Annotated in this window: 13 protein-coding genes and 1 tRNA gene; 10 read left to right on the top strand and 4 right to left on the bottom strand. The window is 71.1% G+C overall.

The window, feature by feature from the left end; translation table 11 throughout:
• Positions 1-75: 75 nt before the first annotated feature.
• A complete protein-coding gene (locus AC6EXY_RS04400) occupies positions 76-1,002 on the bottom strand; it encodes a coiled-coil domain-containing protein (protein WP_499842295.1) in 927 nt (308 codons plus the stop codon).
• Between the two features lie 267 nt (positions 1,003-1,269).
• Here AC6EXY_RS04400 and AC6EXY_RS04405 point away from each other — a divergent pair, with 267 nt between their 5' ends.
• The 5 genes from AC6EXY_RS04405 to AC6EXY_RS04425 all read left to right on the top strand — a co-directional run bounded on the left by AC6EXY_RS04405 (position 1,270) and on the right by AC6EXY_RS04425 (position 6,165).
• The gene (locus AC6EXY_RS04405) at positions 1,270-2,556 is read left to right on the top strand and encodes an ammonium transporter (protein ID WP_101833353.1); all 1,287 of its coding nucleotides are present in this window, start codon (positions 1,270-1,272) and stop codon (positions 2,554-2,556) included.
• Positions 2,553-2,894 carry a P-II family nitrogen regulator gene (locus AC6EXY_RS04410; protein ID WP_101833352.1) on the top strand — a complete coding sequence of 114 codons (342 nt, stop codon included), beginning with the start codon at positions 2,553-2,555 and terminating at the stop codon, positions 2,892-2,894. Before AC6EXY_RS04405 ends, AC6EXY_RS04410 begins: the two co-directional genes overlap by 4 nt.
• 161 nt (positions 2,895-3,055) lie before the next feature.
• A complete protein-coding gene (locus AC6EXY_RS04415; RefSeq protein ID WP_101833351.1) occupies positions 3,056-5,503 on the top strand; it encodes a [protein-PII] uridylyltransferase in 2,448 nt (815 codons plus the stop codon).
• A gap of 117 nt (positions 5,504-5,620) precedes the next feature.
• Positions 5,621-5,711 (top strand) — tRNA-Ser (locus AC6EXY_RS04420).
• A gap of 199 nt (positions 5,712-5,910) precedes the next feature.
• A complete protein-coding gene (locus AC6EXY_RS04425) occupies positions 5,911-6,165 on the top strand; it encodes a hypothetical protein (RefSeq protein ID WP_133150792.1) in 255 nt (84 codons plus the stop codon).
• Positions 6,166-6,171: 6 nt separating this feature from the next.
• Here AC6EXY_RS04425 and tnpB read toward each other — a convergent pair whose 3' ends face one another.
• On the bottom strand, positions 6,172-7,488 hold the full coding sequence (gene tnpB / locus AC6EXY_RS04430) for an IS607 family element RNA-guided endonuclease TnpB (RefSeq protein WP_499816762.1): 1,317 nt from the start codon (positions 7,486-7,488) through the stop codon (positions 6,172-6,174).
• The gene (locus AC6EXY_RS04435) at positions 7,485-8,063 is read right to left on the bottom strand and encodes an IS607 family transposase (RefSeq protein WP_499816761.1); all 579 of its coding nucleotides are present in this window, start codon (positions 8,061-8,063) and stop codon (positions 7,485-7,487) included. Before AC6EXY_RS04435 ends, tnpB begins: the two co-directional genes overlap by 4 nt.
• 509 nt (positions 8,064-8,572) lie before the next feature.
• Here AC6EXY_RS04435 and AC6EXY_RS04440 point away from each other — a divergent pair.
• The 5 genes from AC6EXY_RS04440 to AC6EXY_RS04460 all read left to right on the top strand — a co-directional run bounded on the left by AC6EXY_RS04440 (position 8,573) and on the right by AC6EXY_RS04460 (position 15,953).
• Entirely contained in the window at positions 8,573-9,202 is a 630-nt protein-coding gene (locus tag AC6EXY_RS04440; protein ID WP_499816760.1) for a DUF305 domain-containing protein, read from the top strand.
• 557 nt (positions 9,203-9,759) lie between these two features.
• Positions 9,760-10,692, top strand: coding sequence for a diguanylate cyclase domain-containing protein (locus AC6EXY_RS04445; RefSeq protein ID WP_499842296.1), 933 nt, complete (start codon positions 9,760-9,762; stop codon positions 10,690-10,692).
• Positions 10,693-11,490: 798 nt separating this feature from the next.
• Positions 11,491-15,420, top strand: a complete 3,930-nt coding sequence (locus tag AC6EXY_RS04450) for an FtsK/SpoIIIE domain-containing protein (protein WP_499842297.1) — start codon at positions 11,491-11,493, stop codon at positions 15,418-15,420.
• A complete protein-coding gene (locus AC6EXY_RS04455; protein ID WP_101833345.1) occupies positions 15,356-15,625 on the top strand; it encodes a pyrophosphorylase in 270 nt (89 codons plus the stop codon). The genes AC6EXY_RS04450 and AC6EXY_RS04455 overlap by 65 nt, the downstream gene beginning before the upstream one ends.
• Before the next feature lie 43 nt (positions 15,626-15,668).
• Complete coding sequence (locus AC6EXY_RS04460; protein ID WP_101833344.1) at positions 15,669-15,953, top strand: hypothetical protein; 285 nt, start codon at positions 15,669-15,671, stop codon at positions 15,951-15,953.
• A gap of 21 nt (positions 15,954-15,974) precedes the next feature.
• Here AC6EXY_RS04460 and AC6EXY_RS04465 read toward each other — a convergent pair whose 3' ends face one another.
• Positions 15,975-16,595, bottom strand: coding sequence for a hypothetical protein (locus AC6EXY_RS04465; protein WP_499816757.1), 621 nt, complete (start codon positions 16,593-16,595; stop codon positions 15,975-15,977).
• Between the last annotated feature and the right edge of the window lie 72 nt (positions 16,596-16,667).

Below are 16,667 nucleotides of genomic sequence, written 5' to 3' on the forward strand. Positions count from 1 at the left end.
CCCCCCCCCCCCCCCCCCCCCCCCCCCACACACAAGCAGACGCCGGCATACGAGATGTCATGTTGTGTCTGGTGTTCAGAGGTGGGCTCTTCCGATCTGCGCCGCCGCGGCGGCCGCGGCGGCGGCCGCGGCCTGTCTGGCCCGCCGGGCGGCCTCCGCCCGCGCCCTGGCCCGCTTCTCCAGCTCCGCGAAGCGTGCCTGGAGCTGACCGAGCAGGTCCTGCTGGTCCGTGGCGGTGGCCGCGAGGGCGCTTTTCCGCTCGGCGAGGTCATCCACGATCTTCTTCTTGCCAGCGAGCGCGTCGTCCGCCTCCCGCCGCGCCTCGGTGAGATCCCGGCGAGCCAGACGCAGCCCGCCGTCGGCCACCCGCTGGCGGCGCGCCAGCGCGTCGACGGCACCCAGCCGGTCCAGCGCGCGGCGCGGGTCACCGCCGAGCAGCAGGGACAGCTCGCTGAACCCCCCGGATCGGTCCACCGAGACGGCCAGTCCCCGGTGGCGATCCGAGGCCGCCCGCACGGCCTGGTTGGCCCGCCCCACCCGGGCAGCGGCGGCGGAGGCGGCCCGCTCGGCGGCCGCGAGCCGGATTCGACCGGCGTCGAACTCCTCCGCCGCCCGCGCCGACTGCCGGACCGACGCGTCCAGCGCCGCCTTCGTGCGGTCGATCTCCACCTGGACCTCGGCGAGGCTCGAGGACGTGGCGGGTGCCGCCGGCCCCGGCGCCCCCCAGGCCGCGCCGGCCAGGCCCGTCAGCGCCATCGGCGCGGCCAGGAGCAGCCCCGTGAGGCACGAGACCGCCTGGCGGGATGCGCGCGGTGGGTCTGGTGGACACGAAGCCGCAGTCGGGACGTCGGCCCGTCCACGGCGCGCCCGGAACGCGTCTTCGGCGTCGATATCGGCGCCCGCGTCGGCGTCGATATCGGCGCCCGAGTCGGCGTCGCGGTGGCGGGTCTCGGAACACGATTCGCCGGCGTTGCGCCGGCCCTCCGTGGGGACGCTGCTCACACCGCCGGACCGTAACTGTGTGCAGTTATACAGTCACGGAAGCACGCCGAAGTGGGCGCAGAGTCTCCGGAGACCCACTGTGAGACCGCCGAAACGGGCCACAGGTCGCCCAATTCAGCGATTTCACACGTCAGAAACAGCTTAGACACAGGTCGGGAACAGATCCTGCCGAACCTTCGGACCCGAGGATCCGGGACGAGCGCAGCGTGGCCGGCGACCGGGTGAGCGTAGTGTCCGCGCAACGCGCGGGGGGATGACAGGAGTGAAATGGACAAATTGAACTCGGGCGATACCGCGTGGATGCTCACCAGTGCCGCGATCGTGCTGTTCATGACACCCGGGCTGGCGTTCTTCTACGGCGGCATGGTCCGTGCGAAGAACGTCCTCGGCATGATCATGCAGAACTTCTTCACCATCGGCATGATCACGCTCGTCTGGTCGGTCCTCGGCTTCAGCCTGGCCTTCGGTGACGGCAACGGGTTCTGGGGCGGCTTCCACTTCTTCGCCCTGCAGAACCTGACCAGCGGCGATGCCGCGATCCCGTACGTGGTGTTCGTGGCGTTCCAGATGATGTTCGCGATCATCACCCCCGCGCTCATCACCGGTTCCATCGCCGACCGGATGAAGTTCAGCGCCTTCGCGGTGTTCATCACGCTGTGGTCGCTGTTCGTCTACTCGCCGATCGCCCACTGGGTCTGGGCGACCAACGGCTGGCTGTTCAAGCGCGGCGCGATGGACTTCGCGGGTGGCACGGTCGTGCACGCCAACGCCGGTATCGCCGCGATCGTGCTCGCGCTGGTGCTCGGCAAGCGCGCCGGCTGGCCCAGCGGCGACTTCCGCCCGCACAACGTGCCGTTCGTCCTGCTCGGTACCGGCATCCTGTGGGTCGGCTGGTTCGGGTTCAACGCCGGCTCGGCGCTGGGCGCGAACAAGCTCGCCGGTGTGGCGCTGCTCAACACGCAGATCGCGACCGGTGTCGCCATCCTCGGCTGGCTGGTCATCGAGAGGATCCGCGACGGCAAGGCCACCACGCTGGGCGCCGCGTCCGGTGCGGTCGCGGGTCTGGTCGCCATCACCCCGGCCTGTGGTTTCGTCTCGCCGATGGGATCGATCGCGGTCGGCGGCATCGCCGGCGTGGTCTGCGCCCTGGCCACGTCCATCAAGGGCAAGGTCGGCATCGACGACTCGCTCGACGTCGGTGCGGTCCACCTCGTCGGTGGTGTGCTCGGCGCCCTGCTGACCGGTCTGTTCGCCACCGTGGACACCAACTCGGCGGGCAAGGACGGCGTGTTCTACGGCGGCCCGTGGAGCGTCTTCGGCGAGCAGGCGCTGGCCGTCGGCGCAACGCTCGGCTACTCGGCTGTCGTCACTGCGATCATCGCGCTGGCGATCAAGTACACGATCGGCCTGAAGCTGAGCGAGGAGGACCAGTTCACTGGCATGGACGAGGCGCTGCACGGCGAGACCGCCTACCGGTACACCTCGATCGGCGGCGCCGGTTCGCTGTCGTCGTCCGTCAGCTCCGTCAAGGTGCCTGAGGAGGCCCAGGCATGACCAAGCTCGTCACCGCCGTCATCAAGCCGTTCAAGGTCGACGACGTCAAGACGGCGCTGGAGAAGCTGGGTGTGCACGGCCTGACGATCTCCGAGGTCCAGGGCTACGGCCGCCAGAAGGGCCACACGGAGGTCTACCGGGGCGCCGAGTACAAGGTCGACTTCGTCCCGAAGATCAAGATCGAGATCGTCGTCGCCGACGAGGCCGCGGACGACCTGGTCGCCGCGATCACCGCGGCCGCGCAGACCGGCAAGATCGGCGACGGCAAGGTCTGGGTCGTCCCGGTCGACTCGGTCGTGCGAGTCCGCACCGGCGAACGCGGCACCGACGCGCTCTGATCACCCCGGCACGTCCGGGTGCTGGCCACGCCGGCACCCACCACGCACCATCACATGAGGCGGCACCGCGCGATCACCAGCGCGGTGCCGCGCCATGCGTCCGGCAGGCCGAGGTGTTCCACGGGTGCCACGGCCGGACTCCGCTCGCGGAGGAGACAGCCATGAAGGACCGTCTGGACATCCTGCGCGGACGCCACGACCCGCTCCCCACGGCAACCGGGGCCGCCCTGCGCCGCCAGCTCACCGACCTGGCCGACGAGGTGCTCCTCGAGCTGTTCGGCGACCCGGGCCCGGGCGTCGCCCTCGTCGCCGTGGGCGGCTACGGCCGGGCCCAGCCCGCCTTCGGCAGCGACCTCGACCTGGTCCTCCTGCACGACGGCGCACGACGGGACATCACCGCCCTCGCCGACGCGATCTGGTATCCGCTGTGGGACGCCGGCATCGGCCTCGACCACAGCGTGCGCACGATCGACGAGGCGAACGCGGTGGCCGACGAGGACCTCAAAGCGGCCCTGGGTCTGCTCGACGCCCGTCACATCGCCGGCGACGAGAACCTCTCGAAGGACCTGGCTCGCCGCGCCCGCTCCCGGTGGCGCACCCGCGCGCCGAAACGCCTCCCCGAGCTCGCGGCCGCCGTCGCCGAGCGCGCGGCCCGCCTCGGCGAGGTCGCGTTCCTGCTCGAACCCGACCTCAAGGAGTCCCGCGGCGGCCTGCGTGACGTCGACGCCCTGCACGCCCTTGCGGCCGCCTGGGTCGCCGAGGTCCCCTCCGAGCGGGTGCTGGCCGCCGCCGAGGTGCTCCTCGACGCCCGCGGCGAGATCCGCCGGCTCAGCGCCGGGCGCGCACAGGACCGGCTGCTGCTGCAGGACGGCACCGCGGTCGCGGAGGCCCTCGGCTACGCCGACTCGATGGCGCTCGCCCACGCGGTCGCCGACGCCGGCCGGACGATCTCCTGGGCCTGGGACGCGACCTGGTACCGGACGTTCGCCGGCCTGCGCTCCACGTCGCGCTGGCCCGGCCGGCGCCCCGTTCGCCGCCCGCTCGACGAAGGGGTGATCGACCAGGGCGGCGAGATCCAGCTCGCCCTGGACGCCGAGCCGACGAAGGACCCGATCCTGGTGCTCCGGGTCGCCGCCGCCGCGGCGCGCACCGGCCTGCCGCTGGGCCGCTACGCCGTCGACCGCCTCGCCCGCGAGGCACCGCCGATGCCCGCTCCCTGGCCGCCTGCCGCCCTCGACGCGCTCGTCGCCCTGCTCGCGACCGGGGACGCAGCCGTCGGCGTCCTGGAGTCCCTCGACCAGGTCGGTCTGCTCGTCCGTCTGCTCCCCGAGTGGGCAGCCGTGCGCAGCCGACCGCAGCGCAACCCGTACCACCGTTTCACCGTCGACCGGCACCTGATGGAGGCCGCCGCGCGGGCGGCCGCGTTCACCCGGGACGTGGACCGTCCCGACCTGCTCCTGCTGGGCGCCCTGCTGCACGACATCGGCAAGGGCTTTCCCGGCGACCACACCGACACGGGCATCGAGCAGGTCCGCCGGATCGGCCCACGACTCGGTCTGCCCGACGAGGACGTCGAGGTTCTCGTCGCGATGGTCCGCCATCACCTGCTGCTGGGGGAGACCGCGACTCGACGCGACATCGACGACATGGCCACGATCCGAGCCGTCGCCACCGCCGCTGGCAGCGACCGGATCCTGTCGCTACTGCACCGCCTTACCGAGGCCGACTCCCGCGCGACCGGCCCGACCGCGTGGAACGCCTGGAAGGCCCGTCTGATCGGCGATCTGGTCGCCCGCGCCCGCGCCCTCCTCGACGGCGAGCGGGTCCCCTGCCCGCCGCGCCTCGACGATCGCCAGCGCGCGCTGCTCGCCCTGCCCGACGAACACGTTGTCCAGGTCAACCCGCTGCCCGACGAGGGCATGTTCGAGATCGTCGTGGTCACCGCCGACCAGGTCGGCCTGCTCGCCGTGACAGCCGGCGTCCTCGCGCTCAACCGCCTGGACATCCGCCGGGCCTCCGCCCGCAGCCAGGATGGGCGGGCGCTGCTGCAGGCCGCCGTCGCCGCGCCGCACGGCAGGACGCCGGAACGGGCGAAACTGCTCGCCGACCTGCGCGCGGTGCTCGCCGGCACGGTGGACATCGCCGAGCGTCTCGCCGCCCGGGAACGCGACTACGCCGGGGTGAAGCAGTGGACCACACCGGGGCCACCGCAGGTGCTGTTCGACGACCTCGGGACCACCACCGTCCTCGAGGTGCGGGCCCCCGACCGCGCGGGCGTCCTGTTCCGGATCGTGCGTGAGCTCTCCGGCCTGCGCCTCGACGTGGCCACCGCGATCGTCGCCACCCTCGGACTCGACGTGGTCGACGCCTTCTACCTGCGTGAGGCCGATGGCGGCCCGGTGGCCGACGAAGCTCGCAGGGCCGAGATCGCGCACGCGGTGCTGACCGCGCTGGGCGGGCGGGCGGACAGCGACGCAACCGCGGCCCCCGCCGGCACCAGCGAGCCTGCCGGGAATCTCCCGGGGACGGGCAGCGGCGCGACGACGCCCGCCACGGGCGTCGAGCCGCGAGCGGACCCGTCATCCGAGGCGTCGGCCATCCCGGCCTGACCACAGACCTGACCCGCCGGCCCGCGCCCACCGTGGTGTGATCCATCCCGCGCGCTCCGGGCAGGACCCGCCCCGTTGGCACGCGCGGGGGAGACGCTATGATGAGCACGCACGTTGGGAGGCTTCGCCTAGTCCGGTCTATGGCGCCGCACTGCTAATGCGGTTGGGGGCTTCAACCCCCTCCCGGGTTCAAATCCCGGAGCCTCCGCCCTTCGCTCCCGGGGTCCGTCGCACGACTGGCCCTACGAGCAGCCCAGCCTCGCCGGGACGTCTGCGTGGGCCTCCGTTTCCGCGGGCAGCACCGGTTCCCGCGATCACGTCTCGCCGTTGCCTCGTGGGACCGGGTCACTGTCCGGAGGTGCCTGTCGGTTCGGCGACCAGCCGGTCGGCGGAGCACCATCCAAGGCGTGCCTGTCCGGCCCCGTCCACTCGCTCGGGGCGCGGGGCTGTCACGACTCTGGCTGACCGTGCCGCTCCTGCTCGGCGTCCTCGTCATGCACGCCGGCCTGTCCATCAACACCGGCCATGCCTCCCTCGCCAGCGACGCCTCCCTCGCCAGCCATGCCGCCCCCGCCAGCCACGCCCCCCTCGCCAGCCATGCCGGCATCCCAACGCCGTCAGGCGACCGTCTGGCGATGCCGTTGCATGAGGGCGCTCGATAGCGCCGTTCATGCCGCCTCACCTAATGGTGGGGCACCCCGGGTCTGACCGGCCGTGGCCGTGCCCGGTTCCTGTTTCACAGCCACCTGCCCCGCAAGCGGGGTCCTCTGGTCGACTCCACGGGCGTTTTCCGTCTCCGATGTACTGGCGGCGACGAGGTTTGCCAGGTTGACCGCGGCGTTGCGGTCGCGGTCGGCTACCAGCCCGCAGGACTGGCAGGTGAACGTACGATCCGACAGGGGCAGGCTTGGGTTTCGCCAGCCACAGCCGGAACAGGTCTTCGAGCTCGGATACCAGCGGTCGGCGACGACGAGCGTCGAGCCGTACCAGCGGGTCTTGTAGTCGAGTTGCCGGCGGACTTCAGCCATCGCGACGTCCGAGACGGCGCGTGCGAGCCGCCGGTTACGGACCATCCCGGCGACATGGAGATCCTCGACCACGATCACGTCATGGTTCTTCGCGAGCCGGGTCGTGAGTGTGTGCAGGCCGTCGCGACGCTGGTTGGCGACCCGGGCGTGGATCCGGCCGAGGGCGGCCGCCCGCTTGCGCCGTCCGGCGCTTCCTGGCTTCGCCCGGGCGTAGGCCCGGGATGCCCTGCGCAGCCGGCGCTCGGACCGCCGGGCGTGCTTCGGGTTCGCAATCCGCTCTCCGGTCGAGAGGACAGCAAGGTGCCTCACGCCCAGATCGACGCCGACCACGCCGCCGCGACCGGGCTGGGCGGGGATCTCACGGTCGGCGTCGACGGTGAACGAGACATACCAGCGCCCGGCGGTCCGGGACACGGTGGCGCCGAGCAGCCGGGCGCGGCCGTCGGCAAGCCGGCCGGTGAGCGCGCCCATCGGCTCGTGGACCTTCACCCGCCCGGTCCGGGGCAGCTTGACGTGCAGGTCATCCGCCGGACCGTAGGCGCCGGTGGTGTAGCGGAAGCTGTCGCGTGCCCTGCCGCGCTTCTTGAACCGGGCAAACCCGACCCGCCAGCCTTTGCGTTTCCCGTTGCGGGAGTCGCCGAAGTTCTTCAACGCACGGGCGAGCTGGTCCAGCCCGGCCGAGTACGCCTCCTTCGAGCACTCCGCCCACCATGAGGCGGCATCGTCCTTGGCCGCGTTCCAGGCCCGCCGCAGGACGGGCAGCGTCCACGGCACTGGGGTGAGCTGGTCGCTGTCGATCCCGTAGGACTTCTCCGCGTCGCGCTGGGCAAGCGCGGCCTTCACCAGCGCCAGACCCCAGTTGTAGGCGAACCGGGCCGCCCCGGCGTGCCGTCGCAGCCCGGCAAGCTGGGCGTCGTTCGGGTCAAGCGCGAACCGGTACGCCTGCATCGTCTTCACACCGGACCGTCCTTCGTGGCCTCGACGACCGCGCGGGCAGCCCGGTTCGCCGCCGCGCGGCGGCCATACAGCCGGGCACACAGCGACGTGAGGATCTCGGTGATGTCCCGGACCAGATCATCGTCGACCTCGGCCGGGTCGACGACCAGCAACTCCCGGCCGTGCGCGGCCAACACCGCCTCGACGTATTCGGCGCCGAACCGCGCGAACCGGCCGCGGTGCTCGACGACGATCGCGCTCACCCCCGGGTCGCCCAGCAACACGAACAACTTCCCGCGGTGGCCGTTCAACACCGAACCGACCTCGGTCACGACCCGGCCAACGGGCAGGCCCTGCCCGACCGCCCACACGGTGACCCGGGCGACCTGCCAGTCCAGGTCGGCCTCCTGGTCAGCGGACGACACCCGGGCGTACACCGCCGTCACACCAGATGGCACCAGCCGTGTCTCGACGTCGCCGACAAGGATCAGGCCGCCAACCTTGCGGGCGGGGACCGGGAGCGTGCCAGCCGCGTACCAGCGCCGGGCGGTCACGTACGCGACGCCCCGCGACTCGGCCCACTCCTTCAGGTTCACCTGACCATTATAGCGGGCCAAAGAGTACTATTGAGCGCCACTAGGCCAGCAGTTCACGGCCCCCTCGGCGCACCCTGGAACGGCGACATGCCGGCGTTGCCGTCCGGCGGCCCAGCACCGCCTGGCCGCCAGGCGCGGATGGCTCACACGAACTTGGCAGCGCCCGATCCAAGCCTGCACCCCCGCTCCGTCGCGCACACACCTCACCATCTGCATACCGGCGCGATGTGCCTGGCATTTCTCCGCCCTACGGGACTGCTGGCCTTCGCGTTGCTCCTCGCCGGTGCTCTTGCCGTCTCCGCATCACGGTGCCTGCTCTGCGGGTCCGCATGCTCGCCTGGTGGCCGGCCGCCCCCTGGCGAGTCCTGGCACTCCGCTACTCCCTCGCTCGCCCAGCTCTGCGTGCTTCGCCGGTAGATCGGCCGCTGCCGCCCAGGACATCCCTCCGCGGACCCCTGACCGGCACCCGACCACGGCTACGCACCGACAGAACGAGGGATCGCTTCACCATGAGACGACTGGCACTGTTGCTCTCAATGATCGCGACCGCGGCCCTGCTCGCGGCCTGCGGCGGGAACGACAGCGACGATCCGGGGAGCGGCGCCCACAACGGCGCCGACACCACCTTCACCCAGCACATGATCATCCATCATCGACAGGCGATCGAAATGGCGGATCTCGCTCCGACGCGCCCCGGAGACGGCAGGGTCGAAACGCTGGTGGATCAGATCCGCACCGCGCAGACGCCGCAGATCACCACTATGACCAGCTGGCTCAAGGCCTGGGGGCAGGCGACGGAGCCGGCGCAGGACGATGCCGGCGATGACCGATCGATGCCTGGCCCCGCCGGTCACGACCACGTCATGCCCGACGCGGGCACGACGCCCGCGGAGCCGATGGGCACCATGGACGGAATGATGTCCGACCTCGCCATGACCACCCTCAGGAACACCAGCGGCACCGCTTTCGACCGCATGTTTCTCACGATGATGATCGAGCATCACCAGGGCGCACTCGCCATGGCCAGCAGAGAGCTCCGCGATGGAGTCAACCCGGCGGCCCGCTCGCTCGCGACCGACATCAAGAGCGCACAGACCAGCGAGATCACCCGAATGCGTGAGCTGTTGAAGGGAATCTGACCCACCCGCTTGCCGGAAGGCGAGCGGGCTGACGTCGCCCCTGCGCCACAGGGGACGTCGGTCGCGGCCCCCGTCCCTGCGGTCAGGCGACGCGCCGCGGGTCGGCTGCTTCCCATCGCGACACCGCTCGCCGCTCCGGCGTCAGGATCACTGAATGCGCACGCAGTCACTATGTCAACACATGTCCAGCCCTCACGCAGACCTTTCCCCGAACACTGTTCGACAAAGTGGAGACTGCCCGTCGAGCGTCGCCGGAAGGATGCGGTCTGGCATCACTGCGGCGACCCTCACCGGCACAGAACCGGCCGGATCGGTCTCCTTGCGCGATAGCGCGTGCCGTGCGAGTAGGGGCTCTCACGCGGCGTTCCACCGCCACCTGGTCCGGTAGCCGGAAGGATCCCTGCTCGGTGATCACCGATGATGTCGCGGCGGCCGTGTTCGACTCGCTTCCCACTCCAGTCGCCGTCCTCGGGCCGGACGGAACGGTGGTTCGGCTCAACGAGGCCTGGCGGCGTAGTGCCGCGACCGGGGTCGCGTTGTTGCCCGTTCGACCTGGAATGAGCTGGCTGGTCGCCTGTGAGCACGCCATGGAGGCGGCGGCGCGCGGTGGCGACGCCGCCGGCGCCACCGAGACCCGCGTCCACGGGAGTCTGCCGGGCGATCCGGCCGCGCCGATTCGGATGCTGGCGACACTGTCGCGCCAGTTGATCGATCGACGTCGGACCAGGGCCCGCGTCGAGATGCCCCACCCGGCCGTCCGCGGCCAACGCTGGCTCGACGTACGGCTGAGCACGCTCGTCCGGGGCAACGGACTGCTCGTCGTGGTTGACGACGTCACCGACCGACGCCACCGCGAGGACGATCTTCGCCGCCAGGCCACAACCGATCCGATCACCGGCCTGCCGAACCGGACCGCCCTGCGCGCCCTGCTCACAACCCGCCTGACCGCCGATCCCACGGCCGACGCCCGCGCGGACACGGGAGCGTCACCCGGGAAATCCGGTCCGGCAGTGCTCTTTCTGGACCTGGACGCGTTTCGCCACATCAACAACTCCTTCGGCTACACGGTTGGCGATGCCGCGCTACATGCTTCCGCTCGGCGCTTTTCGAGCGTACTGGGAGCCGGCGACATCATCGGTCGATGGGACGGCGACGAATTCGTGGTTCTTTCCGACACCGAAACGGCTCAGGCGGCGGCCGATCTGGCGGAGCGACTGGCGGCCGCGCTCGATGAGCCGCTCGAAGTACACGGCCACCGGATCCATCTGTCGGTCAGCGTCGGCGTCGCGCTCGCCGTCGCCTCCGCATCTTCCGCTCAGGCAGGGCCTGTTGGCAAGGGGTCCCGGCGCGGAGCCTCCTCCCGGTCCGCCGCCTCCGCGTCTGAGGAGACCGGGGACGCGCTGGTGGCAAGGGCCGGCGCCGAGGTGATCCGCGTGCGTTCCCGGAACAGGCGACGGACCGACCGAAAATCTCGCTCCACGCCGCAGTAGAGGCTTTCGCTATTCCAATCTGCCACCCCACGACCACAACCTCAAATTCATATACGCAGCGTCGCCCAGCCTCGCCAGGATCGGATTCCGGGCCGTATTCTTCGGCCCATGCAGCTCTCCTTCACCGTCCACGATTCCCGTACGGGCACGCACGCCGACGTGCTTCTGAGAGCCGACGGCCGCGATACCGTCCGGCACCTCGCCACCGCCCTCGCCTGTGTCATCCGACCCAGCACCGGAGATCGGGCATCCGCACGGGCCGGGCCGTCGCTGAGCCTCGCTGACAGCCCTCGCGCGTTGGATCCCGACCTGCCACTCGGCTGCTCCCCGCTTCATGAGGGCGTGGTCGTGCTCCTGGACGCGTCGCAGGCTCGCCGCTCGTCGAGCGCCGGCCTGCTTGACCTGGCGATCGTCACGGGTGTGGGAGCCGGCGTCGTCCACCCGCTGCCCGCCGGAGAGCACCGGGTCGGCGTCTCACCAGGGGGAGTGATCACCCTCGGCGGCGGACTTCCGCGGCCACCGCTGCTCACGGTGCGCGTGGCCGTCGACGGCACATTCGATCTCATACCCGGGACGGGTACGCGGGTCATCTCGCGACCACCGGCCATGCCCCAGGGAACGATCGTCGCGCTGGTGGGGACGCCACCTGCCACCTTGCGATTCACGCGTCCGGCCGTTCAGGCCGCGCGCGCTCAGCTGCCCGCCCCTCGGTTCAACGTCAACCGGCCGCCCAGAATTCGCCCAACGCCATCGGCGACCGCGTTCACGCTCCCAGTGCCACCCACGCGTCCGCGTTCCATGCCCGTCCCCGTCCTGGCGACGCTTCTACCGGTGCTCGCCGCCGGCGGCATGGCCATGATCCTGGGATCAGCGTCCCTCCTGCTGTTCGCCGCCGTCGGCCCGTTGACCCTTGGCGCGTCGGTCCTGAGCACCCGGCGCAGAGACCGCAGCTCTCATCGGTCCGACCAGGCTCGGCACGAGCGAACCTGCCTCGCCGTCGAGCGGGCGGCGCGGCAGGCCCTGCGACGAGAACAGCGGGAACGGCACACGGACCACCCGGACCCGGCAGCCCTGTTCGCCATCGCCTGGCAGCGAGATGCCGGGCTGTGGCGGAGGCGCCCCGAGGACGCGGATTACCTGCGGCTGCGAGTTGGCACAGCGGAGCAGCCCAGCACGGTGGCGGTCTCGACGGCGGCGCGGGCCGCCAGTCCGCTCAGGGCGTGTTTTCCCGCCGTGATCGACCTGCCCGAGCACGGCGTGGCCGGCGTGGCCATACCTGCCGGTGGCGCCAGCGAACTTGGATCGTGGCTCGTCGCCCAGGCCGTCGTACTGCACAGCCCGGCGGAGCTCGCCGTCCGCGTTCTGGTGGCCGAGCCACGCGACGCCGACGCGTGGCGCTGGCTCCGCTGGCTGCCGCATTGCCGGTACGAGAGCGCCGATGCGCGACTGGTGTCGTTCGCCGCGGGCGAGGTGGGCTGCGCCGCGCAGGTCGCCGAATTGCTCTCCTTGATCGACGGGCGGAGGGAGCAGGGGTCCCGAGGCATCGCGCGCGGCCGTGACGTGCTGGTGGTCATCGAGGGAGCCCGAGCGCTTCGGGCCGTTCCCGGGATGATCGCTCTGCTGCGCACCGGACCTGAGCTCGGTGTCCACATCGTGTGCCTCGAGACTGCCGTTCGGAACCTTCCCGTCGAGTGCCGGACCGTCGTGGACGCGGACGGGGAGTACCTGACACTGCGCCGAGACCAGGGCTCAACAGTCCGGCGGGTCCGGCCGGATCTCGTCGGACCCGCCGGCCGACGCAGAAGTCTGACTGGGCTGGCGGGCACCTCTCGATGGTGCGAGTCGGTCGCACGCGCGCTCGCGCCGCTGCGGGACATCAGCGAGGACACCGGGCTCCCCGGGTCCGTCCGCCTGTCCGAGCTTCTGGCCCCCTATGGCACGACCGCCACCGCGATCGCCGCTCGGTGGGCATCAGCCGGATCCCCGGGTCCCGCCACCGGTGGCCGTCCCGTCCCGGTGGGCATCGCTGGTGGGGCCGTCTTCGCCCTGAACCTTCAGGCTGACGGTCCGCACGGGCTCATAGCGGGGACCACGGGAGCGGGCAAGTCCGAGCTGCTCCAGACCATCATCGCCGCGCACGCAGTCGCCTACCGTCCGGACGAGCTGACATTCGTGCTCGTCGACTACAAGGGCGGCAGCGCGTTCGCCGAATGCGCAGGACTACCCCACACCCTCGGCCTCGTGACGGACCTCGATCCACATCTCGTGCGGCGGGCGCTGACGTCGCTGTCAGCCGAACTGCGGCAGCGCGAGGGACTGCTCGCCCGTTACGGCGCCCGGGACCTCGAGTCCCTCAGCCGGCTGCCACCCGGGCAGCGGCCGGCGGCGACTCCGCCCCGACTCGTCCTCGTGGTCGACGAGTTCGCCACGCTGGCCCGGGAGCTACCCGACTTTGTCTCCGGTCTCGTCGGCCTTGCCCAACGCGGACGTTCCCTGGGGCTCCACCTCCTGTTGGCGACACAGCGGCCCAGCGGCGTCGTCTCGCCCGAGATCCGGGCGAACACCAACCTCCGCGTCGCCCTGCGCGTAACGGACATCGCCGAGAGCGAGGACGTCGTGGGCAGCCCGGACGCCGCTCTGATCGACCCGAGCACACCCGGACGCGCCGTGGTGCGATGCGGCCCCGATCGGGTCACGGTGGTGCAGACCGGTTGGGCCAGCGCCCCCTCACCGGACGACCTGGTCACGCCAGCGGGGCTGGAGGTCACCCGCCTTCCGTGGCCCGATCTCCGACCGCTCGTCGACGCTGCCGAGCCGGAGGCGACGTCATACGCGCCGACGACAGAGCTGACCGCCCTTGTCCACTCAGTGCGCGAAGCAGCCGCCTGCCTGCGGATCGGTTCCCAGCCGAGCCCCTGGCTCCCTCCCCTGCCCGAACGCCTGTCCTTGTCCGCCCTTCCGCCGGTTCCTCCCCTGTCTGCGGCCGCGGTTCACGCCGTGCGGCCAGTGACCATCGGACTCGTCGACGACTGCGACCGGCAGCGGCAGGACCCGTTCACCGTCGATCTGGAACACGGCGGCCACCTCCTGGTCGTGGGCGCGGCGCGATCCGGACGTTCCACAGCGCTGCGTGCCGTGGCCGGTGCGGTCGCGGGCGCGTTGTCCCCTCGCGACGTTCACCTCTACGGCCTGGACTGCGGGGGCGGAGCACTGGCCGCCATCACGGCACTGCCGCACACGGGGGCACTCGTCGGAAGAGACGACCCCGAGCGCGTCGGCCGCCTGCTCGCCCGTCTGATCGCCGTCGTCGACCAGAGACGGCGCCGCTTTGCCGTCGACGGTGTCGCCGACCTGCTCGAGGCTCGGCGCTCGGCGGGCCCCGGGGCCGCGTTGCCGTATCTTCTTCTGCTCCTCGACGGATTCGAAGGATTCCTCGCCGAGTTCGAGGACCTGAACGGTGGCGATCTGGTTGAGGACCTGATGCGGCTGCTGCGGGAGGGCCTCGGGGCCGGTCTGCGGGTCATCCTCTCCACGGATCGGCGCGGGCTGACGGGACGCCTCACCTCCCTCGTCGACGAACGCCTGATCCTGCGCATGGCCGATCCCGCGGACTACGCTCTCGCGGGAATCACCGCGGCGACGCTGCCGGGACACCTGCCCGCGGGGCGAGCTCTGGCGACCGGAGGACGCTTCGCCACGCCGGTTGAGGTGCAGGTCGGACTGCTCGATGGCGAGCCCGCCGGACGCAGCCAGGCCGCGGCCCTGCGCTCGCTGGGGGCCCGGGCCTCGGTCCTGGCCCCCGCGACCGTCCCGGCCTCGGGAGGCATGCGGCCTTTCCGCGTGGAGGCACTGCCCACCCGCGTGACAGCGGCTGAGATGGCCGCAGCACTACGCGACCGGCCAGCGCCGCTGCTCTCGACCGGACTCCGAGTCCCGCTCGGTCTGGGTGGTGACGATCTTTCCCCCGTCGAGATCGATCTCTCGGACGACACCGGCTTCGTGGTGGGAGGGCCGCCCCGATCCGGCCGCAGTTCCACACTTGTCACCATCTCGCTGGCTCTGTTGCGGCAGGGTATGGCCCTCGTCGCCGTGACGCCACGAGCCTGCGCCCTGCGCAACCTGATCGATCACCGCAACATGGTGGTCGTGCTGGACGCCGGCCTGAGCCCGCTCTCCGGGCATGCCACGCAGAACCGGCCGAATCCCCCGGAGCAGCTTCACCCTGTCACGAGGCTGCTGTGGCCAGGGGCTGGAGCTGACGGAACACCCTCCATCGACGCAGCGGGCAGGGCACCGGTCGTGCTCGTGGACGATGCGGAGCTCGTCGGGGAGCCAGCCGCCAGCGCGCTGGCCGACTACTGGAGACGCGCACGCGATCTCGGCGGGATTCTGATCATTGCTGGCTCAACCGAGGATCTGCTTCTGCAGTACCGCGGCTTCACGGTCGACGTGCGCCGAGAGGAGCACGGTCTGCTACTCGCGCCGAGGCGTGTGACCGACGGCGATCTCCTGGGAACGCGCCTTCCCCGTCCAGGCAGCGGACCGGTGCCGCCGGGGCGGGGGGTTCTCGTCCGGCGGGGGCGCCTGCGGCCCGTGCAGGTTGCCCGGCCACCATCGCCGTCCCCCACCGCCGCACCCAACCACAACCGGGAGCCCACGCGTCATGAGAACGGTCACCACTCCGGCAGCCATGCAAGCCGCCTCCCGGATGGGTCAGCTGCTGCCTGATCTGCAAAGAACGGCGACGACCCTCGTCCACCACGGCAACACGCTGGCCGACCCGCGCTTCTGGGAGGGCCCCAAGGCGCAGGTCTTCCGCAGCCAGATCTGGCCGGAGGTCCAGCGCGCGCTGATCGATCTGCACGCCGACCTCACCGAGCTCGCGCACGGCATCGCCGAGATCAACAGAAGGACCGCGGCGGCGGGAAGCTGACCACCGCCGACGATCCCGCCGTACCGCCAGAGCAAGGAGAGCGATGACCACCTCGGGTATCACCGTCCGTAGCACTCCGGAGGCCGCATCCGCCGTCTCGGACCTCGCCTCGATCGTCAACGGCACGCTGCTACACCACTTCGACGAGCTGCGCTCGATCGCCAGAGTGCTCACCGACCCGGAGAACTGGGACGGACGTGGAGCGGCCGACTTCCGGACCAACGTCTGGCCCAGCTACGAGCGGACCCTCACCGATCTGCACACCCAGCTCGACCAGCTGCGGGCCAGGCTCGCCGAGATCCAGAACGAGATTCAGAACGCGGGATGATCGGTGGCTGCCGGCCGGTGTTCAGTCACGAGGTTCGCCGGCGAGTAGCCCGATCGACTCCTCCGTGTCGAGCAACGCACAGACCCGGTCGGTGCGCACCACCGCCTCGGCGATCTCCATTCGCAGGATCGTCCAGCCGGTGCCAAGGTCGAACAAATCGGGCGTCGGATGCCGTTCAGCGAAAAGCACGGCGGCCGCCCGGCAGAACTCGGGGGGCAGCGACGCTACCCAACCGCCGAGCGCCACCGACACCCAACGACGCGTACTCGGCTCGGATCCAGACATGTTCACCCGGGCGGCCATGTCGTCGCTCTGCGGCCACGCCCCAGCGGCAGTCGGCACCAGCAGCAGGAGATGCGCCGCCTCCAACGCCGTGGTGCCATCGACCACCGATGACATCGGCGACAGCTCGGGCGCCGTCGACAAGCCGACCACCGGATGGGCAGGAGACACACCGGGATGGCCGTGCACCACCACTGGGCCGGAGAAGGCACCTGGAAGCGACTCGACCGTCGTCACGAAGCGCAGGCCGTGCACCACCCGCCCACCCCACAGGGCCAGGCTCGCGTACGGCGCTGACCTGATCAGGGATCTGGCAGCCCTGATCGGTGCGCTGTCCACGCCTCGCCGCTGGTCCGCCATCACATACCTCCAGGTCAACCTGTGGTTAAGCTTCCCTTGCTTAGGTTCGCCTAACTTAACGGAGGAGACGAC

The organism is Frankia sp. RB5 (genome assembly GCF_059816245.1).

Bases quoted from the DNA above. Each gene is read 5' to 3' on its own strand.
- AC6EXY_RS04405 (WP_101833353.1), top strand. From the start codon at position 1,270: ATGGACAAATTGAACTCGGGCGATACCGCGTGGATGCTCACCAGTGCC.
- AC6EXY_RS04440 (WP_499816760.1), top strand. From the start codon at position 8,573: ATGAGACGACTGGCACTGTTGCTCTCAATGATCGCGACCGCGGCCCTG.
- AC6EXY_RS04465 (WP_499816757.1), bottom strand. From the start codon at position 16,595: ATGGCGGACCAGCGGCGAGGCGTGGACAGCGCACCGATCAGGGCTGCC.
- AC6EXY_RS04450 (WP_499842297.1), top strand. From the start codon at position 11,491: ATGCCCGTCCCCGTCCTGGCGACGCTTCTACCGGTGCTCGCCGCCGGC.
- AC6EXY_RS04455 (WP_101833345.1), top strand. From the start codon at position 15,356: ATGAGAACGGTCACCACTCCGGCAGCCATGCAAGCCGCCTCCCGGATG.
- AC6EXY_RS04410 (WP_101833352.1), top strand. From the start codon at position 2,553: ATGACCAAGCTCGTCACCGCCGTCATCAAGCCGTTCAAGGTCGACGAC.
- AC6EXY_RS04460 (WP_101833344.1), top strand. From the start codon at position 15,669: ATGACCACCTCGGGTATCACCGTCCGTAGCACTCCGGAGGCCGCATCC.
- AC6EXY_RS04445 (WP_499842296.1), top strand. From the start codon at position 9,760: ATGAGCTGGCTGGTCGCCTGTGAGCACGCCATGGAGGCGGCGGCGCGC.
- AC6EXY_RS04415 (WP_101833351.1), top strand. From the start codon at position 3,056: ATGAAGGACCGTCTGGACATCCTGCGCGGACGCCACGACCCGCTCCCC.